This window comes from Rhodobacter capsulatus SB 1003 (assembly GCF_000021865.1).
Taxonomy (GTDB): domain Bacteria; phylum Pseudomonadota; class Alphaproteobacteria; order Rhodobacterales; family Rhodobacteraceae; genus Rhodobacter; species Rhodobacter capsulatus_B.
In genome coordinates this window covers 1,110,551-1,132,257 of the sequence record NC_014034.1, presented here as the reverse complement: position 1 = coordinate 1,132,257, position 21,707 = coordinate 1,110,551, and the positions used below count along the sequence as shown (strand labels likewise).

Sequence of the window (21,707 nt, the reverse complement as noted above, 5' to 3'; positions counted from 1 at the left end):
GCAAAGCGCCGCGATGGAACGGCCCCGCGCCGGAGGCGGCAGCCCCCGGACATCGCCTTTGGCGTGCATTGCCCGGCCGGGCCGGGCTCAGCGGCCGTAAAGGCGGAGCAGCGCCTCGGTCAGCTCGCCGCGCCAGACGAAACCGTCATGCCCGCCGGCATGGGGCAGGAAGGCGGCCTCCGCGCCCCGGGCGCGCAGCACGGCGTAAAGCTGGCGGCTGGCCTCGCGGATGTCATCGGGGGGCGGGCCCTCCTCGTCCGGCCTTGCGGTTTCATAGCTGCCCGCGCTCAGCACCAGCCGCGGCAGCTGCGCCGCGGCCAGCGCGCGTTCCGCCATCCAGACCAGCGGCTGCGGCCCCCGCCCCTCGGGCGCCCACCAGAACGAGCCCGACAGCGCAATCGCCGCGCCGAACCGGTCGGGGTGATCCAGCGCGATCCGGGCCGCCGCGATCCCGCCGAAACTTGCCCCGGCCAGAACCGTGCGCGCAGGCGCGGGCGTCAGGCCCAGATGGCGGGCGGCAAAGGGCAGCAGCTCCTCGGCCATCGCACGGCTGAAATCGGGATTGCCGGGCAGCTCGGCGCTGCGGGTCTCGCTGTCGATCGGGTCGATGAAGACGGCGGCCAGGGGCGGCAGGCGGCCCGCCGCGACCAGCGCCTGCAGCGCCCCGGGCAGGCGCCAGTCGCGCACCGCCGTCGGCCCGTCGAAGACGACCAGCAAAAGCGCCTGCGGATCGGCGGGCGCAAAGCCGGGGCTGCGCCAGATCTGCACCCGGCGGCTGTTGTGCAGGATCGCCGAGGCGAAGCGCAGCTCCTCCACCGGCAGGGCCGGGGCCGGAAAGCCCGGTTGCTCCGGCGCGGCGGGGCCCTCGTAGACCGAGGCGGTGGCGCGGTCTTCGGGCCAGCGGCGCGGGTTCAGCGGATCGGGGCCGACCGTCGCCAGCAGCGCCATCCGCTGCGCCCGCGGCGGGCCCGGCAGCGCGGGCACATCGGGCGCAAGCCGGTAGGACAGCCGGATATCCGGGCCGACGCGATAGCTGCGCAGCCAGACGTCAGAGGTTCCCAGACGCTCGAGCCAGTCGTGATCGTTCGACGGCCCGCCCACCAGCCGCACGTTCTGCGCCGCGCCGCGATAAAGAAAGGTCACGATCAGCCCGTCGCCGTCGGGCTCCACCAGCGGCGTGCCCTGCTGCGCCACCTCGGCCCAGAACGCCCGGCTGTCGCCCCCGCGCGCCAGCGTCTCGGCCAGCGCGGCGATCCGCGGGCTGCGCGGGACCGAGGGCGGCGCGACCTGCGCCCCGGGCGGCACGACCCGGGTCAGGCGCAGCGAAAAGGCGCTGCCCGCGGCGCCGGTGACCCGCAGCGCCCCCGCGGGCGGCATGACAAGATGAAACTCCTGCACGCCGTCGCTGCCCCGCGCCAGATCGCGCCGCCGCCCGTCCGGACCGATCAGATCCAGCGCCTGTTCGACGCCGCCGGGCTGGAACTGCCCGCTGACATAGCTGCGCTCCGGCACCGCAAGCGGGATCAGCCGCGCGCCGCCGGACAGCGTCGCCGAAAGCGTCCCGTCCGGCCCGAGCCCGTCGCAAAAGGACGCTGACGGCAGGGCAAGCCCCGCCGCCAGCACGATCCCGCCGAGGGAAAGCGCGGGACGCATCAGAATTTGGTGCTCACGCTCACGGTCACCGTGCGCTCGGAGCCGACGAAACAGGCATAGGCGCTGGCGCAGGAGGCGACATATTGCTTGTCGGCCAGGTTCTGCACGTTCAGCTGCGCCCGCACCCCCTCGGCCGCGGGCGTCAGACGGCCCAGATCATAGCCCAGCGCCAGATCGACCAGCGTCACCGAGGGCACCTCGAAGGTATTCGTCCCGTTCCCCTGCGAGGTGCCGATGTGGCGCAGCCCCAGTGCGACGTCATAGCCCGCCCCGGCGGTGTATTTGCCCCAGATCGAGGCGGTCACATCGGGCACCCGCGAGGGCGTCTTGCCCAGCTCGGCCGCATTCGTCGTTTCCTTCACCTCGGCATCGATCCAGCCCGCCGAGGCGATCACGCTCCAGCCCTGCCCCAGCTCGGCCCGGCCCTCCAGCTCCAGCCCGCGGCTGTCGATCCGGCCGATCTGCTCATAGACCGACAGGGTGTTGTTGTAGACCAGAACCCCGGTCTGGCGCAGATCATAGACCGCGGCCTGGGCAAACAGCCGCCCGTCGGCCGAGGCCCATTTCGCGCCGATTTCCAGCTGCTCGGCCTCGGTCGGATCAAAGGGCGTCGCCGTGCCCGAGGATTGCGTCACCGGCTCGAAGCTGGTCGCATAGCTGATATAGGGGGCGATGCCGTTGGCGAAACTGTAAAGCGCGGCGATGCGGCCGGTGGTGGCGGTATCGTCGAAGACGCTGCGCGTGCCGGTCTGGTTGTCCTTGATCTCGCTTTTGAAATCGTCAAAGCGCAGCCCGGCCGAGAGGGTCCAGTTGCCGACCGTCGCCTGATCTTGCAGATAAAGCCCGGTCTGGCGCGCATCGGTGTCGGTGTCGCTGACGCGGTCGTTCAGCACGAAATCGTCCCGCCCGTAGACCGGGTGCGTCCAGTCGATCGCGGCGGTGGAGAAATCATAGCCCCAGTGATAATCGCGGTGGCTGTCCTGATGATCGATCCCGGCCAGCAGCGTGTGTTCGACCGCGCCGGTGCGGAAGCGATGTTCCAGCGACAGATCAAGCAGGCCCTGGCGCAGATCGTCGGTCCCGCCCGAAGCCGTGCGCGAGATCGTCACCCCGTCCGCCGCCAGCGCCCCCCAGGTCAGGGTGCGGTAATCGCTGTCGATTTGGCTCAGCCGGGCCCTGGCGCGCAGCGTCGTGCTGGCCGACAGATCATGCTCGAATTCGACGCCAAGCGCCTTGGTGTTGCGGGTCGAGCGGTCCCAGGCCGGGTCCGAGACCAGGAAATCCCACGGCACCAGCGCGCCCGTCGCCGTCGGCGTCAGCGAGCCCGCCGCCTCGCGGAAGTTGCGGAACCCGGCCTTCGGCTCGTTTTGCACCAGCGCCAGAACCGTCAGCCGGGTGTCGTCGGTCGGCGCCCAGGTCAGCGAGGGCGCAAAGGAATAGCGTTCCTGCTCCAGCCCGTTTTCCTGCGTGTCGACGCGCCAGCCCGTGCCCGCCAGCCGCCAGGACAGCGTGTCCGACAGCCGGTCGCCGATATCGACCGACAGCCCCGCCCGGTCGCCGCTGCCGAAGCTTGCCACCATCTCGCCGTGATGCGCGCCATCGGCCTTTTTCGTCGTCATCGCGATCAGCCCGCCCGGGTTCGCCTGCCCGTAAAGCACCGAGGACGGACCCTTGACCAGCTCGATCCGCTCCAGCAGCGCCGGGTCGATCTGCCCGAAGCTGTTGGTGCCGAAGGCCAGCCCGTCCAGAAACCGCGGCACGTAATAAAAGCCGCGCACGAAGGTCTCGTCATGCAGGTTCGACGACCCGCGATATTCGGTGAAGATCCCCGGCGTGTAGCGCAAAGCCTGCGCGACCGAGGTCGCCCCCTGATCGGCGATCTGGCGCGCCGGCACGACCGAAATCGCCTGCGCCGTCTTTGTCAGCGGCGCCGCCGTCTTGGTGCCCGACTGCGAGCCCTGCGCGACATAGCCGTTCACCGCCTGATCGACGGCGGCGCCCGCCACATCGATCTGCTGCAGTTCGGTCGCCTCCTCGGCGCAAAGCGGCGCGGCCGAAATCACCGTCGAACAGATCAGCACCGCCAGAAGCGGCGAAAACCGGGGCACGGGGGCGGGTCGGGACATCTGGGCCTCCTGAGGCTTATCTTGTGTAATTTTGTCAGGTATTATAGGCTCGCTTCGGCCGGGTCGATCCCCGGCGCCTCTGGCAACCCGTCAATCCGCTTTGAAATTCCGACAAATCCCCCGGACCCTCCGATGAGCATCCAGCACTTCCCCGGCGACTTCCGACTGGGCGTCCTCAACGAGCCGCGCCTTGGCGTGATCGATCCCACCCCCGGCCGGGTCGAGCCGAAACTGATGGTGTTCCTGCTGCTGGGCGGGCATCAGCGCTTCGTGCTGGGCGGGCGGCGGATCGAGATGGACGCCCGCACCCTGCCCGATGGCGCGCTGTTTCGCATCGGCAAGCCGACCGAGGTGGTGTTCGAACACAATGTCGGCCAGCCGCTGACCAAGCTGTCGCTGGCGATGCCGCCCGACTGGCTGGACGGGCTGGCGACGCCGCCCGCCGGGGCGCTGACCGATCTGCGGCAGGATCTGGCGGTGCTGCGGTTCCTGCCCGGCCCTGCGCCGCTTGAAACCGCGCGCAGGATCCTGCGCGAAAAGACGCCGCTGCGGCGGATGGCGCTGGGGATGACGCTGCTCGATCAGGTGATCGCGGGTCTGGCGGGGCAGCAGCCCGAGACGCTGGCGCGGCCGCTGCCGGAGGATCCCGGCGGCGGTCTTGCGGACGGGCGGACGGACGGGCCGGCGATCCTGGCGCGGCTGCGCCGCGAGATCGCCGCGACGGCGGGCGAAAAGCTTGCCGCCCCGGATCTGGCGCGGCGTTGCGGGATCGGGTTGCGCAGTCTGGAACGTCTGGTGCACGAAACCGAGGGCCGCTCTCTGGGCGCGCTGATCCGGGCCGAGCGGATGGAGATGGCATTGCGGTCGCTGCGCGGCGGCGCCAGCGTCACCCGGGCGGCGCATCTGGCGGGCTATGGCAGCGCGGCGAATTTCGCCACCGCGCTGCGCAACCGCTCCGGCATCACCCCGACCGAGGCCCGGCGCAGGCCCCCGGCCGAGGGCTGAGAGCGCCCCGCCCCCGTCCTCTGCCACAGGGCGAAAATTGTTGACTCTTTTTATCGTGCAAGCGAGAAGCACGCCAGCCACCCCGAGGGGCAGCCAGTTCCGTTCATCAGATCCGGGGAAAAGATGTCATTCCATGTTCTGGCGCGCCGCATCGCGCTCGGTCTTGCCGTTTCCGGCCTTGCCACCCTCTCGGCGCAGGCCGCCGAAACCACCCTCACCGATGTTCTGGGCCGCAAGGTCGAGGTCAACCTGCCCGCCGAACGCGTGGTGCTGGGGCTTTATTTCACCGATTACATCGCCGTCGGCGGCACCGAAAGCTTCGACAAGGTCGTCGGCCTCTCGCGCGAGGCCTGGGAGGGCTGGACCCCGACGAACTGGACGCTGTTCAAGACCGCGATGCCGCAGATCGAGACCATCGCCGATGTCGGCGAATTCGAGGTCGGCACCTTTTCGGTCGAAAAGACGCTGTCGCTGAACCCCGATGTGGTGGTGCTGGCGGATTGGCAATATCAGGCGCTCGGCTCGGACGAGGACCGGCTGAACGAAGCGGGCGTCGATATCGTCGTCGTCGATTACAACGCCGAAGACCCGGCGCGGCATGCGAAATCGACCGAGCTGCTGGGCCAGATCACCGGCCGCACCGACCGCGCGGCCGAGCTTTCGGCGCTCTATCAGGGCACGGTGGACATGGTCTCGGAGCGGCTGGCCAAGGCCGGGCTGCCGAAGCCGCGCGTCTATGTCGAATTCGCCAACAAGGGCCCCGAGGAGATCGGCAACAGCTTTGGCAAGAGCATGTGGGGGGCGCTGGCGACGCTGGCGGGGGGCGACAACATCGCCGCGCCGGTGATCGACAACTGGGGGCCGCTGAGCGAGGAACAGATCCTGACGGCGCAGCCCGAGGTGGTGGTTCTGGCCGGTCGCGAAACCGAGCTGACGCAGAACCCGTCGGCGCTGGTGATGGGCGTCGGCATCGACCCGGCCGAGGCGCAGAAACGGCTCGCGGGCTATACCGCGCGCAAGGGCTGGGCCGAGCTGCCCGCGGTGCGCGACGGGCGCGTGCATGCGGTCTATCAGGGCGCCTCGCGCACGATCGCCGATTACGCGATGATCCAGGTCTTCGCCAAGGTGCTTTACCCGCAGGTCTTTGCCGATCTCGACCCCGAGGCGGCCTATCGCGACTTCTGGAAGACCTATCTGCCGGTCGCGCCCGAGGGTACCTTTGCCCTGACCCTGGCCAAGTGACCCCGGCACCGTGACGGCATCGCTGCCCAAGGGCCTGTCGCAGGCCATCGCCGCCCAGCGCCGGAGCGAATTCCGGCGCTGGCGCATCCTTGCCGTGATGGCGGGGCTCTGCCTTCTTGGCCTGATCCTCGACATCGCCACCGGCCCCGCGCTGCTCTCTCCGGCCGAGGTGCTGCGCGCGCTCTTGCGCCCCGAGGAGGTGGCGCCGATGACGCGGATCATCGTGCAGGATCTGCGCCTGCCGATGGCCCTGATGGCGCTGGTCGCCGGGGCGGCCCTGGGGGTCGGCGGGGCCGAGATCCAGACGCTTTTGAACAACCCGATGGCCAGCCCCTACACGCTTGGCCTGTCGCGCGCGGGGCTGGGCGCCTCGCTGGTGATCGCCTACGGCAGTTTCGGCCTGCCCTTGCCGCTGGCGGTGCCGATCGGCGCCTTTCTGTTCACCATGCTCGCCGCCTCGATCCTGTTCGGGCTGGCGTCCTTGCGGCGGGTGTCGTCCAGCATGCTGGTGCTGGCGGGCATCGCGCTTTTGTTCCTGTTTCAATCCTTCCTGTCGCTGGTGCAATTCCTGTCCGCGCCGGAAATCAGCCAGCAGATCATGTTCTGGCTGTTCGGCAGCCTGACGAAATCCAGCTGGACCACGCTTGCGGTGACGACGGTGGTGACGGCGGTCTGCGTCGTCTTGCTGTTTCGCGACAGCTGGCGGTTGACCGCGCTGAAACTGGGCGAGACCCGGGCGGCAAGCCTTGGCGTCGATGTCGCGGCGCTGCGCTTTCGCACCCTTGTTCTGGTGGCGGTGATGACCGCGACGGCGATTTCCTTTGTCGGCATCATCGGCTTTGTCGGCCTTGTCGCGCCGCATGTGGCGCGGATGCTGGTGGGCGAGGATCAGCGCTTCTTCCTGCCCGCGGCGATGATCGCGGGGGCGGCCTTCCTCTCGGGGGCCTCGGTCCTGTCCAAGGTGATCCTGCCCGGGGCGCTGTTTCCGGTCGGCATCGTCACCTCTTTCGTCGGCGTGCCGTTCTTCTTCTGGATCCTGTTGAGGGCGAAATGACCGGGCTTGCGCTGGAAAACCTGACGCTGCGGCGGGGCGCGCTGTGCACGGCGCAGGGGATCGGGCTGCGCGTCGCCCCGGGCGAGGTGGTGGCGATCCTTGGCCCGAACGGGGCGGGCAAATCGACGCTGATCGGCGCGATCTTCGGCGAGATCCGCCCCGAGACCGGAACGATCCGGCTGGATGGCGTGGCGCTGGCGCCGCGGGGCCTGCGCGCCTGGCGCAAGCCGATCGGCTACATGCCGCAGGACACCGGCCTTGAGGCGGGGCTCTCGGTTCTGGATGTCGTGCTGCTGGGCAAGCTTGATGCGCTGCACATGCATCTGTCCGAGGACGACATCTCCGAGGCGCTGACGGCGCTTTCTGCCGTCGGCATCGCCGATCTGGCACAGCGCGACATCGCCTCGCTGTCGGGCGGGCAGCGGCAATTGGCGCTCTTTGCGCAGGTGATGCTGCGCCAGCCCCGGCTGCTTTTGCTGGACGAGCCGGTCAGCGCGCTCGACATGCACCACCAGATGGTGCTTTTGTCGCATGTGAGAGCCGAAACACGGGCAAGGGGGTTGGTGACGCTGATGGTGCTGCATGATCTGAGCCTTGCGGCGCAGTTTTGCGACCGTCTGGTGCTGCTCGCCGGGGGGCAGGTCCATGCCGACGGCCCGCCCGCCGAGGTGCTGGATCCCGCGCTGATCGGGCGGCTTTACGGCGTCGCGGTCGAGCGCCTTTGCGACAGCCGCGGCACGCCGGTGATCCGCCCGCTGCCGCCGGAGCCGCAGCCATGACCCGGATCGCCCTTGCCACCTGCGCGCGCTGGCCCGCGCCCGCGCTGGGTCTTGCCACGCTGATCGATCTGCTCGCGGCCGAGGGGCTGGCCGTCGATCATGCCCCCTGGCAGGCGGGCGCCGCCCCCTTTGCCGGTGCCGATCTGGTCCTGCCGCTGGCCGCCTGGGATTACGCGGAAACGCCGCAGGCCTTTGCCGACTGGATCGCGGCCGTTGCCGCCGCGGGCGGGCGCTTTGGCAATCCGGCCGGGCTGATGCTTTGGAACCTGCACAAATCCTATCTGTGCGATCTGGCGCAGCGCGGCGTGGCGGTGGTGCCGACGCTGGCGCTTGACCGCCCCGAGGCGGCGCAGATCCGGGCCGAGCTCGCGGCGCGCGGCTGGGCGCAGGCGGTGCTCAAGCCCGCGATCGGGCAAAGCGGCCTTGGCGTCACGCGGATCGCCGCCGCGGGGCCGATGCCCCCCCTGCCCGAGGTTCCGGTGGTGCTGCAGCCGTTTCTGGATCAGGTCACCGCCGGAGAGACCTCGCTTGTTTTCGTCGCGGGCGGGTTCAGCCATGCGGTGCGGCGCAATCCCGCCGCGGGCGATTTTCGCGCCAACACCCAGTTCGGCGCCAGCGTGCAGGCGGTCGATCCCGGCGCGGCGCGGATCACCCTTGCGACACAGGCGCTGGCGGCGCTGACGGCAGCCCCGCTTTATGCCCGGGTCGATCTGCTGAACACGCCGCGCGGGCCGGTGATTTCCGAAATCGAGCTGATCGAACCGGCGCTGTTTCTGGACCATGCCGCGGCGACGATGCGGCGCGGCCTTGCCCGGCGCTTCGCGGCCGCGGCGGCGCGGCGGCCCGAGGCGTAACCGGCGTTCAGATCGCGGCGGCGACGATGCGGGTGATGAAGGTGTTCAGCACCGCCTTGCTCATCGCCACGGTCATCGCCTGCTTGAACTCGGGCGAGAGTTTCGCCCCCAGAACCGGCGCGCTCGTGCGGTTCGCGACGGGCTGCGCCGTCGGGCGGGTCAGCGCGGCTTTCGGGCAATGGGCGCAGATATGATCCATGATCGCCCCCACCTCGCCGTGCCCGACATGGTAATGCACGATCACCGAGGCCGCGCCGCGGTTCACCTCCACCGCCAGCACGCCTTCCAGCGCCCCCACCTTTTCATGCAGCCGCTGCGCCAGATCGGCGTCGCGGCGCAGCGCCTCGATCTTGAAACGGGCGCGGCCGGGGATGTGATGCACGCAGCAGACCATGAAAGCCTCCGTCCTTGGTCCGGCAAGGATGCAGAACCAAAGTAATTCTGTCAAGAATTATAAAGCGCATCCTGGCCCTCTCTTTGCGTCAGGGCCGCACGGGGCGTTCGGGAAAGCCCGCCTGCGCCAGCGCATGCAGCAAAAGCGCGAAAGTCGAGCCGTTGTGCATCAGCGAGGCCGCCACCGGCGAGAGCCGCCCCGAGGACGCCGCCACGAACAGCCCGGTGTTGATCGCAAGCGCCAGCGTGGTGTTGGTGCGGATGATCGCCATCGCCCGGTCGCAGGTCTCGCGCGCGTCGGCCACGGCGCTGATCCGGTCCTCTGACAGGGTGATGTCGGCCGCCGCCCGGGCAATGTCGGCGCCCTGCGCCATCGCGATCCCGACCCCGGCCGAAGCCAGCGCGGGCGCGTCGTTGATGCCGTCGCCGACAAAGGCGATCTGCCGCCCCTCGGCCTTCAGCCGCGCCAGAATTTCGGCCTTGTCCTCGGGGCGCAGCTCGGCATGGACCGCGTCAAAGCCCAGCGCGCGCCCCAGCGCCGTGGCCCGGGCGCGGCGATCGCCGGTCAGCATGACAAGATGCTTCACCCCGGCGCGGCGCAGCCGGCTGGCGGTGGCGCGCGCATCCGCCCGCAGCCGGTCGCGCAGCCCGAACAGCGCCGCCGGACGCCCGTCCAGCGCCATGTAAAGCGTCATCTTGCCAGCCTCGGCCAGGGCCTCGATCTGCGCCGCATGCGCGCTGAAATCCACCCCCTCGCGGGCCATGAAATGCCGCGCGCCGATCAGCACCTCGGCCCCCGCAACACGGGCGCGCAGCCCTTGGCCGACCTCGACCCCGACATCGCCCGTCGCGGGAGGCGTCAGCCCGCCCGCCCGCGCCGCCGCACGGATCGCCCGGGCAATCGGATGATGCGCAGAGGTTTCCAGCGCCGCCGCAAGCGCCAGCAGCTCCGCCCCGGGCTGCGACCCAAGGGGCAGCACGTCGCACAGCTCCAGCGTGCCCTCGGTCAGCGTGCCGGTCTTGTCAAAGACAAAGGTATCGGCGGCCGAGAGCTTCTCGATCGAGGGACCGCCCTTGATCAGGATCCCCCGCGCCACCGCCGCCGACATCGTCGCGCGCACGGCGACCGGGGCCGAAAGCTTGATCGGACAGGCGTAATCGACCAGAAACACCGAAGACAGCCGCCGCAGATCGCGCGTCACCGCCAGCGTCGCCGCGCCAAGACCCAGCGTCATCCAGACCTGCCGGTTCGCCTGTGCCCCCGCCAGTTTCTCGGTCTCGGAGCGTTCCTCCAGCGCGCCGCGGATCAGCGCCGCGATCCGCGCCGTCGTGGTTTCCGCCCCCACCTGCTCGGCGCGGATCCGCAACAGCCCGCTTTCCAGCGTCGAGCCCGCAATCGCCTGCGCCCCCGGTTCCTTCGTCACCGCAAGGCTTTCGCCGGTGATCGAGGCCTCGTTCACCTGCGCCGCGCCCGCGATCACCAGGCCGTCGACCGGCACCGCCTCGCCGGTCTGCACCACCACGATATCGCCCTGCGCCACCTGCTCGAAGGGCAGATCCAGCACCGCCCCCGCCCGCTCGATCCGCGCGGTCGCGGGGTTGGGCATCAACAGCCCCTGCAAAAGCGCCCCCGATTGCCGCATCGTGGTCTCTTCCAGATATTCGCCCGCCTCCATCATCATGTCGGTGGTCAGCGCGGTGCCGAAACTGCCCCGGGCAACGCCCAGCGACACCGCCAGCGCATCCAGCACCTCGACCGAGACGCCCCGGGTCACAAGCGCATCCAGCCCCCCCAGAACCCGCGGCGCAATCGCCCAAAGCACCAGCGCCCGGCCGACCGGCCGCGGCAGCACCGGCAGCGCCGCAAGCAGCGTCAGGCGGCCAAGGATCGGCGCGGCCGAGGGTCCCCCGGCGGCGCCGCCCGGCGCAGGACGGCGCAGCTGATCCGGATCGAGGCGGCCGATCCCGTCGAGCAGCCGCGCCCGCGTCGCCGCCGTGCCGTCATGGGTGACGATCACGCTGGCCGCCGCCGGGTTGAGCCGCACCGACCGGACGCCGCGGATCTGCCGCACCGTCCGGGCAAGGGTCTCGCTGTCCAGATCGGGCCGGGCCAGCCAGGGCAGTTTCAGCCGCAGCCGCCCGGGCGCTTCATGCGCGATCCGCAGCGGGAAGGCGCCAGCGGGCGCAGACAGGGCGGACGGGCCGCCGGTCAGGGAAAGATCAAGACGCATCCGGCCACCTGCCCTTCGGCGTTACTTCTGCTGCTGCGAGCGCACCTCGGATTCGGCATCGCGGAAGCGTTCCTTCGCCTCCTCGAGCCCGCCCTGCAGCCCAAGCCAAAGCTGGGCAAGCCCCCCCATCAGCTTGCGCTGCGCCGCCTCGTTGGTCAGCACATAGGTGACAAGCCCGCCCACGACCGCCCCGGTCAGAAACCGCGGGTTCGACAGAAGACCGGTCTGGCCGGTGTCCGTGCCCGAAGTCGCGGGGGTTTGCGAGGTGGTGTCGGTCATTGCGCGGCCTCCGCATCCTCGGGGGTCGTTTCGGGGGCGGCGCCGGCCGGGGCGGGCTTGCGGCTGGAATTGGCGAAGTACAGCACCCCCGCCGCCAGCGCGACGAGCCCGAGCACCGGCGCATTGCGCGCCAGATGCGCGGCAAGCGTCGCCACCGCCCCCGCCCCGGCGCCGATGGCGGCGCTGCTCGCGGTCGCGCGCATCGCCGCATCGGTCGTGGTCTGGCCGTTGCGGACCCGGATCCCCTCGTTGATTGCGGTCCAGGCGCCGGTGATCGCGGCGCCGTTCACCCCGGCCCGCACGATCTGCGTGGTCGAGGGCATCAGCGGCGCGGCTTTCGGTTGTGAAGTCATCTCAGCTCTCCTCTGTGGTGGGGGCGGGTTTCGCCGCGGCGGGCGGGGTCGCCATGGCGCCCATGCCGAAGCCCTGTGCGGCCAGGCCCGCGAACATCGCCTTGAGCGCGGGCAGATTGGCCAGCGCGAGGGCCACGGCCGAGCCCGCCACCGCGCCTTTCCAGAAATCACGGTCGCGCAGGTTGAAAAGCATCCCCAGCGTCTCGGCCGAGACATCGCCCCGCGCCAGCCGGTCAAAGGCCTGCATCAGGTCGCGGTTGTCGGGCTGCGGCTGCGGGCCCGCTTGCGCCCCGCCCTGAAACCCCGGTCCCCCCGCCTGTCCTGTCCCCGCCTGTCCTGCCGCCGCCTGCGGCCCCCAGCCGGGCGCACAGCCCGAAACCCAGGGCGGTTCCGGCCCGAAATAATACCACCCCACCGGCGGCGCCGCCCCGAACCCCGGGCCCGCAGCGCCCTGCCCCCGGCCCCGGTCGTCGTCCTCGTCGTCGTGCTTGCTCATCGTCTCGCTGTCCCGTCTCGCTTGCGCCAGTTCACGCCTCAGTTGAATAGCCCGGACCGGCCGGGGTCAAGACAAATTCCCGACTGTTTTTCTATGGTTGCAAAATGCCGCAGGAGGTCAGGGACGGCCGCCCCCGGCCCGGAGGCCGTCTTTCGCAAGGCGCCGTTCCGAATCGGTCAATCCGCGCACAACCAAAGGTTGACAGATGAATAATCCATACCCGCGAAGACGTTACCTTCGCGCCAGTTCGCGCTTTCAAATTGCCCGAAACGGTGTAGCATTCTGGTTGAAATGCCTAAAATGTATTCAACCGCAGGTTGCCAAAGGGACGACATCATGTTTGACGTGACCACTGCCCGACAAGTCGACTACAGGGACGGCCAGGGAAATCAACTGCAAGTGACCGTTTTCCAGGACCGCGAGGACAAGGGCCTGTGGTATCTGGTTCCCGTGCCCAGATTGCGGATCGACAACGGCCAGCCGACCTTCAACCTGACGAAATACCTCAAAAATCAGGACGGAAACGCCGGGATCTGCACCTTCGAGGTCGAGCTTTTCGCCCCCGAGGATGCCAAGCGCGCCGCGCAGGAGCAGATCCCGGACATCAGGGCCTGGGGTCAGTTCACCTGGATCGGCGGTGACGTGTTCTTCGACTTCGACCTGCCGGTCGAGGGCAAGCCCGAAGGCCAGCAGATCTGCGTCTCGCCCTCGCTGTTCGGCTCCAATGTGGCGCGGTTTCTGGTCGAGCTGGAGACCGAGGCGGCGCTCAACACCTTTGTCGGCGCCTTCACCGGCACGGGGGGGCTGGCGCCGTTCTCGATCACCTATTCGATGGGGGTGCTGACGCAGCTTCTGGGCGCCAGGGCCGAGGTGAAATACACCGCCTCGGTGGCGATCGACTACGAGCGCACCTATGAATCCAAGAAGGACACCTGGGGCAAGTCGCAACAGGTTCTGGTCGAGGTGAAACAGAACCTGAAATCCTCGGGCGCGGGGGATGTGAAGGTCACGCCGGGCGCGGGCGGCACCCCCGAAGTGGTGCAGATGGTGCGCGACTGGGCCTGGAGCGTGCTGGAAACCCAGGTCGCCTCGGCGATCGAGACGGCGCAGCGCCAGGCCACCGGCAACCAGAACCCGATCTCGGTGGTGAGCGACATCTTCCTGACCTATGCGGAAGATGCGATCGTCGAATGGAGCACGCCGGTGTCGCGGTTCCTGCCCCGCTTCGACGCCGCGACCTGGGAAAAACTCTACCACGAGGTCGACAACCGCGAACTGGTCGTGGTCTTCGAACTGACGGGCGATCCGAGCGATGCGGCGGGCGTCATCGGCTTCGAGGATGTCGAGGTCGAGGTCTTCTATCCGACCCGCACCACGGACAACAGCTTCAAGCTGAGCCTGGGCAAGGGGGGCGAAAGCTCGGTCGTGTATCGCGCGCCCGGCGGCGGCAGCTTCGAGCCGGGCTATGCCTATCGCTACACGGTCAATTTCGGCGGCGGCGAGAGCCCCTACACCTCCGACCGGATCGAAACCGCGGCGACGCGGGTCTCGTTCCGGCCCAACCTGCTTGGCATCCGCAAGGTGACCTGCCTCGGGAACGGGGTCCCGTTCGAGGGCACCTCGCCCTATGCGGTCAGGACGCTGTTCATCGATTTCTTCGAGACGCCTCCGGCCGGTCAGCCGCCGAAGCTGCAGACGAAGGAAATGACCCGGAACGGCACGCCCGTGGAATTTTCCTCCACCTATCATGTGCCGATCACCAACACTTACAACTACCGGCTGCGGTATCAGCTGAAAACCGGAGAGGTGATCACGGTGCAGCCCCCGGTGCTGTTCGGATCGAACAATGCCGACACGGTGTTCGTGTTCACGCCGCAGGACTATCTGACGACCTTCTCGTTCCGGGCGCTGGCGATGAAGGGCGGCACCGGCTTCCTCGAGCTGAATGTCAACGGCGCCTATCACGACGACCAGAACCCGTCGCAGAAAGTGCCGCCGAACTACAACTGGGACGGCTGGGTACCCGAACCGCAGCCGGGTCTTTCGACCTCGCCGACCTGGGCGTTCCAGGCGCAGCCCGATCCGCAGACCGCCTATTTCGACCTGAACGGACAGGTGATCTATGGCGATGGCGACGTCGCGACGCTGTCGAACATCAAGGTGCCCTACAGCCGCCGGGCGCTGATCCTCAAGGATACCGAAGAGATCTACAGCGTCGAGATCTTCACCAACGAGATCGACTGGACGCAGGTCAGGCAGGTGTCGCTGAACATCCTGCAACTTGCCGATGCCAAGGGCACGGTTCTGGCCGATCTTCACGAGGCGGCGCAGCAAAGCTTCACCCTGATGCGGCGGCTGCAGGACACGCCGCCGCCGGACGCGGGGCGCGGCGGATCGGTGTCGGCGGTGAATCTGATCGCCTTCAACATGATCCCGCCCGCCTCGGACATGATCGTGAAATCGCTGCCGCTTTACTACACGCTTTACCGGCCGCGCGGGGCACCGGACATCGTGTTCTATTACAGCGCCGATTACGTGCTGAACGATGGCACCCGCAAGGGCACGGGGCGGCTTGAAGTGACGAACAAGCTGCAGATCCACCTGCCGCCGGTGGCCACCGAACCGCCGGGCCTGCTGCAGGCCGCCCGCATCACGACCCGATAGCGGCGGCAGCGCGATGGACCCGGTTCCAGCCTGTGCCGTAGCGGCGGGCGGCGCCGCGCCGCCCCCCGCCCCCGATCCCGCCGCCGATCCCTCCGATGCGCTTTCTCGGGCGTGTCGGGCGGCGGGCGGGGCCGATGTCCCGGCCGCGCAATGGGACCGCGCGCTGCGCGGGCTTTGTGCCGAGCCCGGGGCGCAGGACAGCAACCTCTCGGCGATCGGCGATCCGGTGGAATTCCAGGCGCTCTGGACCGCCGCGGGGGCAGAGCAGATCCGCGCCACGCTCGATCCGGTGCCCGGGGCATCGGGCGCCGAACGACGGGCGCGCGCGGTTGCGGCGGTGCCGGGCCTTTCGCCGGGGCAGCGCGCCCTGCGCGCGGCGGTCACCGCCGCCCAGCAGGCGCAGGGCGCCCGCTTCGGCGGCTGGATCGGGTTGCGTCCGGGGAACCCGGGCCTGCGGCGCAAGCTTTATCTGGAACTGCCCGGGGCGCCCGAGACGCTGGCAGCGCTGCCCTTTGCCCCGCTGACCCGCCGCCTGCCGGCCGTCCGCGCCTTTGCCCCGGTGCTGCTCGGGCTTGATCCGGGGCGGGGCACGGTCGAGATCTATGCCGCGATCGCGCCGCTGGCGCGCGACGGTCTGGGGCTGCTGCTGGCCGATCTGGGGCTGCCGCCGCGCGCGCGCGAGGCCCTGCAGCTGCTCACCGATCTGCGCGATCAAAGCCTGCGCCCGCTGCTGCCGACCCAGGATCAGGGGCTGAGCCTGTCCTGGGGCGAGGACGGCACCGCCGAGGCGCTGACCTGGTATGTGCATTGCGATGCGCTGCTCGGTCCCGCGGCCCGGGCGCGGGAAAGCCTTCTGGCCTTCGGTCAGCGCCGCGGCTGGGCGATGCCGCGCTACTGCGCGCTGAGCGCCCCGGTCGCGGGCGGCATCCCCTGGCACGGGCTGGTCGGGCTGACGCTGGGCCGGTCGGGGCTGGCGCTTTCGGTCACCTGCGCGACGCGCTGCGAAGCGTGGCGATCATGCGCGCGGTCCTGAGCCGCCAGACGGCGACCGGCGCCTTCCCGTCAGAGGTGGCGGGGATGGAGGACGAGACCTGTTTCGTCACCGCCAGCGTGGCCTTGTGCCTTGACCCGGTGGCGCATCGCCCGGCGCTCGACCGCGCGCTCGATTTCATCGAAAGCTGCGAGGATCCGCGGCTTCCGGGCGCTTTCGCCTTTTATCCGCCGCGGGGCCGCGGGCCGATGCTGGTGCGCGGCCTGCCGCCCGATGCCGATGACACCGCGCTGGCCTGGCTGGCGCTGCTGCACGGCGGGCGGCGCGGCACCGATCCGGCGCGGGCGGCCTTTGACGCCGGGATCGCCCCTGCTGCCTGCCTGATGGTGCCGGGCGCGGCCCCGCCCTGGGTGCGCCGCGGCGCGGTGCGGACCTGGCTGATCGAGCGCGGCCGCGACAATCCGGTCGATCTGGCGGTGAATGCCAATGTGCTGGCGCTGGCCTGCCGTCTGGGTCTGGCCGCGCATCCGGTGGCGCAGGGCGCCGCCGCCTCGCTGGCCGCCGCCGCCGCGGGCGGCTTTGATCCGGCCCGCTTCGCGCGGCGGCTGGCGCCCTATTATGCCGATGTGACGGAGCTTTGGTTCGCCGTCCGCCGCGCCGCCGCGCTGGACGACGGGACGCTTGGCCCCGTGCTGGAGCCGGTTCTGGCCTGGCTGGCGCCGGTGCTGGGCAGCCGGGCGCTTGCGCTCGACAAGCCGCTTTACTGCAACGACCACGGACGGCCGGTCTGGCGCGCGCCGGTGCTGCAACGCGCCCGCCGCACCACCCCCGCGCCCCGCCTGCCCCATTCCGACGCCTGCGCTTTCAAACAGACGCCCGCGTTTTTCAAACAGACGCCTGCGCTTTCAAACAAGGGAGACCAGCATGACGTTCTTTTCCTCGGCCGCGCTTGACGCCGCCCCGGTCGGGGCCACCCCGGCGCTGCGGGTCAGCACGAATTACATGGAAACCTTCCTGCCGCTGCAGCCGGTTTCCTCGGGCACCGAGATCCAGACCTATCTGAACACCGCCGGGATGCTTGACATCTACAGCGTCGGCACCACCGGCCGGGTCTATCGCTATCGGCGCACCGATGCGACGCTCGCCCCCTATGAGGAAGCCGATCTGGGGATCCGCGCCAGCCAGCTTTACTTCTTCGACGCCGCGGGCGGGCGGTCCGACACGCCCTCGATCTTCGGGCTCAACAGCGAGAGCAAGCTGACGCTGGCCACCTTTCAATCCGGCGGCTACGGGCAGCGCAACACCGGCCCGCAGGACGAGGTGATCCGCACCTTTCTGGGCGTGCGCGGCGTGACCGGGCGGATCTACATCAACGTGCGGCTGTCCGACGGGCGGCTGTGCACGAATTACTACGACCCGCTGAACGACAAATGGGGCGGGCCGGTCTGGGCGCCGGTGATCGGGCCGGACGGCAAGGAGGCGGTGGTCAAGGAGATCGCCATGGCCGCCAACAACCCGGTGCAATCGGCGATCTTCGCGATCGGCATGGATGACGAGGTGCTGTTTGCCGAAGACAGTTTCCGCACCTCGCACATGCGCAAGCTCAACAAGAAGGCCTCGCATATCGCCGCGATCGCCGATGCCGAAAATCTGCTGAACATCCTGGCGGTCGAGCGCGACACCGGCCTTTTGTGGGTGAAGAAGCAGCGCAAGCGGTCGACCTCGGGGATCCAGTTCGACGATTGGGTGCAGGTCGATCCGGGCCAGAGCGGGCGGCTGGGCCGGCTGACGGCGAACCTGCGCCGCGACGGGCTGATCGAGGTCTTCGTGCTCAATGAGGCGGGCGATCTGAGCTATACGCGCCAGGTCACCAACAGCGCGGGCAAGCTGCAGGGCTGGCGGGTGATCTTTCCGCTCGCCCGCGCCATGGAAAACCGCATCGTCGCCGTCGGACGCAATGCGAACGGCTATTCCGAAGCCTATTCGGTGACCGAGGACAACCAGATCTTCCGGTTCTGGCAGGCCCCCGACACCGAACAATGGTTCTCCGAGGTGCTCGATCTGCCCAAGGCCGAGGACAAGCTGGTCTCGGTGCCCACCCATTCGACCGAGATCTTCGTCGTCGATGCCGAGGGGGCGCCGCTTTACGACGCGCCCGTCAGCATCAACGCGGCCTTTCTCTGCACGCTTTGGGTGAACGGCGAGGCCTATCGCTCCAGCCTTGTCGATCCGGTCAGCTTCCGCACCGACGCGACGGGCAAGGTGGTGATCTTGCAGCGCGCCAATGCGCTGGCGGGGGCGACGCTGCTGATTTCGACACCCGTCACCGGCGCGGGCCAGCCGATCGTCGTGCAGCCGAATGGGCAGCTGCAGGCGAAGATGGCGCAGACCACGAAGGACGACGTGCTGACCGCCACCGACAGCGCCGGGGCGCTGCTGCTGCCCGCCGACACCAAGGACCGCGAGCAGGTGGCCGAAAGCATCGCCGAGGTCACCCGGCAATCGATGCGGATCGCGCAGGCCGATGAAACCGCGCGGGCGATCCAGTACAAGTTCGCCACCCCCCATGCGCTGCGCCACAGCCTGCAGGCGGATTTCCGGTCGCTTGGCACCGTGTCCTGGGAAATCGATTTCGGCTCCGGCGTGCCGGTCTATCGCAGCCTGGACAGCAGCGACATCGCCGCCTTCCGCGCCGCCCATGCGCCGCAGCTGGACGCCGGGGGGTCGTTCCTCGGCATCGACTGGGGCTCGGTCTGGCGCGGCATCCGCGACGGTGTCGAATGGCTGATCAACGGGCTGGAAAAGATCGTCGTGACGATCGTCGACGGCATCGCGAATGTGCTGTTCAAGATCGCGGGCCAGGTCTTTCAGGCGGTGATCAAATTCGCCCAGCAGGCGCTCGATTTCATCGAAGGGGTGTGGAACTGGCTCAAGGTGAAGCTGGAGCAGCTCTTTCAGTGGCTGGCCTTCCTGTTCGATTTCAAGGACTTCGGACGCACGGCCGAGGGGATCAAGCATTGTGTCGGGGTGACGCTCGATTTCACCGCCGATGCCGTCCATGCGCTGCGCGGCCGGGTCGAGGAGGGGTTCGAGTTTCTCAAGGCCGGGCTGGACGGCATCGTCAACAATCTGATCCTGACCCTGAACCGCGAGGGCGATCCGACGATGGGCGCCTATTTCGAACAGGAGGAGCCGAGCGAAGAGGAACAGCATGCCTCCGATCACAACATCTTTCTCAATGCCTTCCGCGAGAACGAGAGCAAGCTGACGGTCAAGGCGGATGGCGCCGCGATCCTGCGCGCCACCACCGCGCTCTCCGATCCGTTGCAGGATCTGTTCGGGCGGATGAAGTCCTTTTCGGACAATTTCCAGTTCGGCGACGGCAAGCAGGCGCTTGACGAGGCCTTCGGCTATTTCAACAACATCGGCAACGAACCCGGCCGGGCGGCGCAGCTGTTGCTGAGCGGTCTGGTGAAGGCGCTGGAGGCGGCGGCGCTGTTCGCGCTTGATGCGGCCGAGGGCATCGTGCTGACGCTGTTCGATCTGGTCGAGGATCTGATCCGGCTGGTCAAGCTGGCGCTGTTTCAGGAATGGGAAATCCCGATCCTGTCGCAGCTTTACAAGCTGTTCACCGGCGACCGGCTGACGCTGACGCCGATCGATGTCGTGGCCTGGATCGCGGCGATTCCGATGACAATCACCAGCAAGCTTGTCCTGGGCCGGACGCCCTGGACGGCGGAACAGCTGGCCGTCTTCAAGGCGAGCTTCACCGTCGAGATGCTGAAAGACCGGCTGGGGATGAGCCGGGCCAAGGCGCTGACCGCGGCCGAGGCGAACGGCTGGACGCCGGAATGGCGCGAGAATTTCCTGACCGGCTATTGCGTCGTGATGGCGTTCCGCTCGCTGCTCGATCCCAGTTCGGCGATGGCGAATGCCACCGGCAAGGGGCTGGGCGAGGCCGGGATCGTGCCCATCGCGGCGGGGTTCCTGTCGACGCTTTTCACCATGCCCTGGGCGCTGTCGCCGCTGGCCGGGGCGCCGAACTGCCAGCCCGGCGATCCGGGATTCGGCGTGACGATCTGGATCTGCCAGGTGCTGTGCGGTCCGGGGCGCGGGATCGCGCTGCACTATCAGAAATGGATCACCGGCGAGGCGAAGATCACCACCGGCGAGCTGACCCAGACCGCCTGGGGGGTGGCCTATCTGATCATGCTCTCGGTGCATTTCGCCAATCAGGAGCAGACGACGCGCAACAAGCTGGCGTTCAGCCGGGGCATTCTGAACCTTGTTCCCGGCCAGGCGCTGCGGTTCCTGGCGATCCCGGCCCTGAACAAGAGCACCTACATGATCCCGGCGGCGGTCCTTGGCGTGCTGAGCTTCCTGTCCTGCTGGGGCTCGCTTGGCGTGGCCATCGCCGAGATCCATCTGAAGGATCAGGCACAGGTCTGACCGCCGGGCGCGGCGGGCGGCGTCGAATTTCTTGACAGGAGAAGAATATGACGAAATGATCTGAAAATCATACCCCCACCCGAGGATCCCGCGATGCATATTCCCGACGGCTATCTGAGCCCGGTGACCTGTGCCGTCACCTTCGCGGCCACGGTTCCGTTCTGGTATGTGTCGATGCGCAAGCTGGACCGCGACCTGAACGGGCAGCATCTGCCGCTGGTTGCGCTGGTCGCGGCGTTCAGCTTCGTGATCATGATGTTCAACCTGCCGATTCCGGGCGGCACGACGGCCCATGCGGCGGGGATCGGCATCGCGGCGGTGCTTCTCGGCCCCTGGGCGGCGGTGCCGGCGATCTCGGTGGCGCTGCTGATCCAGGCGATCTTCTTTGGCGATGGCGGCATCACCGCCTTTGGCGCCAATTGCCTGAACATGGCGGTGGTCGGGCCGATGGTCGCCGCGGCGGTCTATGCGCTTGGCACGCGGGGGGCGGCGATCGGGTCGCGGCGGCGGGTGATCATGGCCGGGCTGGCGAGCTATGCGGGGCTGAACGCCGCGGCGCTGCTGGCGGCGGTCGAATTCGGCGTCCAGCCGCTGTTTTTCCACGATGCCGCCGGGGCCCCGCTTTATGCGCCCTATCCGCTGTCGGTCGCGGTGCCCGCCATGGCGCTGACCCATCTGACGATCGCCGGCGCGGCCGAGTTCATCGTCACCGCCGGGCTTGTCGCCTGGCTGCAGCGCAGCAACCCCGAGCTGCTGGCGCCGCGGCGGGCCCCCGCCGCGCCGGAGCGCCACCTGCGGCTCTGGGCGGGGATCGGCGCGCTTGTCGTGCTCTGCCCGCTCGGGCTGATCGCCGCGGGCACGGCCTGGGGCGAATGGGGCGCAGAGGATTTCACCTCCGAGGCGGGCCGGGCCGCGATGGCCGGGGCCTCGGGCGGGGTCGCCCCTCCGGCGGGGCTGCCGGGCGGGTTCGCGCGGCTTGCCGAGCTCTGGTCGGCGCCGCTGCCCGATTACGCCCCCGCCTTCGTGCAGAACGCGCCGCTTGGCTATGTGCTGTCGGCGCTGCTGGGCGTGGCGCTGATCGTGGCCGGGATCGGGCTGAGCGCGGGTCTGCGGGCACTGACCCGGCGCGCGGGCTGAG

17 protein-coding genes are annotated in these 21,707 nt (G+C 69.0%); 10 read left to right on the top strand and 7 right to left on the bottom strand.

The genetic code is table 11. From position 1 onward, the window contains the following. Nucleotides 1-87: 87 nt before the first annotated feature. Together RCAP_RS05270 and RCAP_RS05265 are read right to left on the bottom strand one after the other, a co-directional pair. The gene (locus tag RCAP_RS05270; RefSeq protein WP_013066789.1) at nt 88-1,653 is read right to left on the bottom strand and encodes an enterochelin esterase domain-containing protein; all 1,566 of its coding nucleotides are present in this window, start codon (nt 1,651-1,653) and stop codon (nt 88-90) included. Continuing rightward, nucleotides 1,653-3,779, bottom strand: coding sequence for a TonB-dependent siderophore receptor (locus tag RCAP_RS05265; protein WP_013066788.1), 2,127 nt, complete (start codon nt 3,777-3,779; stop codon nt 1,653-1,655). Before RCAP_RS05265 ends, RCAP_RS05270 begins: the two co-directional genes overlap by 1 nt. Before the next feature lie 132 nt (nt 3,780-3,911). Here RCAP_RS05265 and RCAP_RS18335 point away from each other — a divergent pair, with 132 nt between their 5' ends. The 5 genes from RCAP_RS18335 (at nt 3,912) to RCAP_RS05240 (ending at nt 8,713) form a co-directional block, all read left to right on the top strand. Continuing rightward, complete coding sequence (locus RCAP_RS18335) at nt 3,912-4,784, top strand: helix-turn-helix transcriptional regulator (protein WP_013066787.1); 873 nt, start codon at nt 3,912-3,914, stop codon at nt 4,782-4,784. A gap of 123 nt (nt 4,785-4,907) precedes the next feature. Continuing rightward, nucleotides 4,908-6,026, top strand: a complete 1,119-nt coding sequence (locus tag RCAP_RS05255; protein ID WP_013066786.1) for an ABC transporter substrate-binding protein — start codon at nt 4,908-4,910, stop codon at nt 6,024-6,026. Nucleotides 6,027-6,036: 10 nt separating this feature from the next. Next, nucleotides 6,037-7,080, top strand: a complete 1,044-nt coding sequence (locus RCAP_RS05250) for a FecCD family ABC transporter permease (protein WP_013066785.1) — start codon at nt 6,037-6,039, stop codon at nt 7,078-7,080. Continuing rightward, nucleotides 7,077-7,859: an ABC transporter ATP-binding protein gene (locus tag RCAP_RS05245; RefSeq protein WP_013066784.1), complete on the top strand. Its 783-nt coding sequence runs from the start codon at nt 7,077-7,079 to the stop codon at nt 7,857-7,859. Before RCAP_RS05250 ends, RCAP_RS05245 begins: the two co-directional genes overlap by 4 nt. Beyond that, on the top strand, nt 7,856-8,713 hold the full coding sequence (locus RCAP_RS05240; protein WP_013066783.1) for an ATP-grasp domain-containing protein: 858 nt from the start codon (nt 7,856-7,858) through the stop codon (nt 8,711-8,713). The genes RCAP_RS05245 and RCAP_RS05240 overlap by 4 nt, the downstream gene beginning before the upstream one ends. Nucleotides 8,714-8,720: 7 nt before the next feature. Here the strand turns inward: RCAP_RS05240 and RCAP_RS05235 are convergent, their stop codons facing one another. The 5 genes from RCAP_RS05235 to RCAP_RS05215 all read right to left on the bottom strand — a co-directional run bounded on the left by RCAP_RS05235 (nt 8,721) and on the right by RCAP_RS05215 (nt 12,465). Next, a complete protein-coding gene (locus RCAP_RS05235) occupies nt 8,721-9,107 on the bottom strand; it encodes an HMA2 domain-containing protein (protein ID WP_013066782.1) in 387 nt (128 codons plus the stop codon). An 88-nt stretch (nt 9,108-9,195) separates the two neighbouring features. Beyond that, nucleotides 9,196-11,337: a heavy metal translocating P-type ATPase gene (locus RCAP_RS05230; protein WP_013066781.1), complete on the bottom strand. Its 2,142-nt coding sequence runs from the start codon at nt 11,335-11,337 to the stop codon at nt 9,196-9,198. 21 nt (nt 11,338-11,358) lie between these two features. Beyond that, a complete protein-coding gene (locus RCAP_RS05225) occupies nt 11,359-11,616 on the bottom strand; it encodes a hypothetical protein (protein ID WP_013066780.1) in 258 nt (85 codons plus the stop codon). Beyond that, nucleotides 11,613-11,969, bottom strand: coding sequence for a hypothetical protein (locus tag RCAP_RS05220; RefSeq protein ID WP_013066779.1), 357 nt, complete (start codon nt 11,967-11,969; stop codon nt 11,613-11,615). The genes RCAP_RS05225 and RCAP_RS05220 overlap by 4 nt, the downstream gene beginning before the upstream one ends. Nucleotide 11,970: 1 nt before the next feature. Then, nucleotides 11,971-12,465 (bottom strand): hypothetical protein, encoded by a 495-nt coding sequence (locus tag RCAP_RS05215; RefSeq protein ID WP_013066778.1) that lies wholly within the window; start codon nt 12,463-12,465, stop codon nt 11,971-11,973. A 399-nt stretch (nt 12,466-12,864) separates the two neighbouring features. Here RCAP_RS05215 and RCAP_RS05210 point away from each other — a divergent pair, with 399 nt between their 5' ends. The 5 genes from RCAP_RS05210 to cbiM all read left to right on the top strand — a co-directional run bounded on the left by RCAP_RS05210 (nt 12,865) and on the right by cbiM (nt 21,706). Further along, nucleotides 12,865-15,129, top strand: a complete 2,265-nt coding sequence (locus tag RCAP_RS05210) for a hypothetical protein (protein ID WP_131618284.1) — start codon at nt 12,865-12,867, stop codon at nt 15,127-15,129. A 13-nt stretch (nt 15,130-15,142) separates the two neighbouring features. Next, nucleotides 15,143-16,162, top strand: coding sequence for a hypothetical protein (locus RCAP_RS19200; RefSeq protein ID WP_013066776.1), 1,020 nt, complete (start codon nt 15,143-15,145; stop codon nt 16,160-16,162). Then, a complete protein-coding gene (locus RCAP_RS05200) occupies nt 16,147-17,073 on the top strand; it encodes a prenyltransferase/squalene oxidase repeat-containing protein (protein ID WP_013066775.1) in 927 nt (308 codons plus the stop codon). Before RCAP_RS19200 ends, RCAP_RS05200 begins: the two co-directional genes overlap by 16 nt. Further along, complete coding sequence (locus RCAP_RS05195) at nt 17,045-20,569, top strand: hypothetical protein (RefSeq protein ID WP_013066774.1); 3,525 nt, start codon at nt 17,045-17,047, stop codon at nt 20,567-20,569. Before RCAP_RS05200 ends, RCAP_RS05195 begins: the two co-directional genes overlap by 29 nt. A 93-nt stretch (nt 20,570-20,662) precedes the next feature. After that, complete coding sequence (gene cbiM / locus RCAP_RS05190) at nt 20,663-21,706, top strand: cobalt transporter CbiM (protein ID WP_013066773.1); 1,044 nt, start codon at nt 20,663-20,665, stop codon at nt 21,704-21,706. Nucleotide 21,707 lies beyond the last annotated feature (1 nt).

What these genes read in the sequence shown, in the direction of transcription:
- RCAP_RS05270 (WP_013066789.1), bottom strand. Translation starts at nt 1,653, where the DNA reads ATGCGTCCCGCGCTTTCCCTCGGCGGGATCGTGCTGGCGGCGGGGCTT.
- RCAP_RS05265 (WP_013066788.1), bottom strand. Translation starts at nt 3,779, where the DNA reads ATGTCCCGACCCGCCCCCGTGCCCCGGTTTTCGCCGCTTCTGGCGGTG.
- RCAP_RS18335 (WP_013066787.1), top strand. Translation starts at nt 3,912, where the DNA reads ATGAGCATCCAGCACTTCCCCGGCGACTTCCGACTGGGCGTCCTCAAC.
- RCAP_RS05255 (WP_013066786.1), top strand. Translation starts at nt 4,908, where the DNA reads ATGTCATTCCATGTTCTGGCGCGCCGCATCGCGCTCGGTCTTGCCGTT.
- RCAP_RS05245 (WP_013066784.1), top strand. Translation starts at nt 7,077, where the DNA reads ATGACCGGGCTTGCGCTGGAAAACCTGACGCTGCGGCGGGGCGCGCTG.
- RCAP_RS05240 (WP_013066783.1), top strand. Translation starts at nt 7,856, where the DNA reads ATGACCCGGATCGCCCTTGCCACCTGCGCGCGCTGGCCCGCGCCCGCG.
- RCAP_RS05235 (WP_013066782.1), bottom strand. Translation starts at nt 9,107, where the DNA reads ATGGTCTGCTGCGTGCATCACATCCCCGGCCGCGCCCGTTTCAAGATC.
- RCAP_RS05230 (WP_013066781.1), bottom strand. Translation starts at nt 11,337, where the DNA reads ATGCGTCTTGATCTTTCCCTGACCGGCGGCCCGTCCGCCCTGTCTGCG.
- RCAP_RS05225 (WP_013066780.1), bottom strand. Translation starts at nt 11,616, where the DNA reads ATGACCGACACCACCTCGCAAACCCCCGCGACTTCGGGCACGGACACC.
- RCAP_RS05220 (WP_013066779.1), bottom strand. Translation starts at nt 11,969, where the DNA reads ATGACTTCACAACCGAAAGCCGCGCCGCTGATGCCCTCGACCACGCAG.
- RCAP_RS05215 (WP_013066778.1), bottom strand. Translation starts at nt 12,465, where the DNA reads ATGAGCAAGCACGACGACGAGGACGACGACCGGGGCCGGGGGCAGGGC.
- RCAP_RS19200 (WP_013066776.1), top strand. Translation starts at nt 15,143, where the DNA reads ATGGACCCGGTTCCAGCCTGTGCCGTAGCGGCGGGCGGCGCCGCGCCG.
- RCAP_RS05200 (WP_013066775.1), top strand. Translation starts at nt 16,147, where the DNA reads ATGCGCGCGGTCCTGAGCCGCCAGACGGCGACCGGCGCCTTCCCGTCA.
- RCAP_RS05195 (WP_013066774.1), top strand. Translation starts at nt 17,045, where the DNA reads ATGACGTTCTTTTCCTCGGCCGCGCTTGACGCCGCCCCGGTCGGGGCC.
- cbiM (WP_013066773.1), top strand. Translation starts at nt 20,663, where the DNA reads ATGCATATTCCCGACGGCTATCTGAGCCCGGTGACCTGTGCCGTCACC.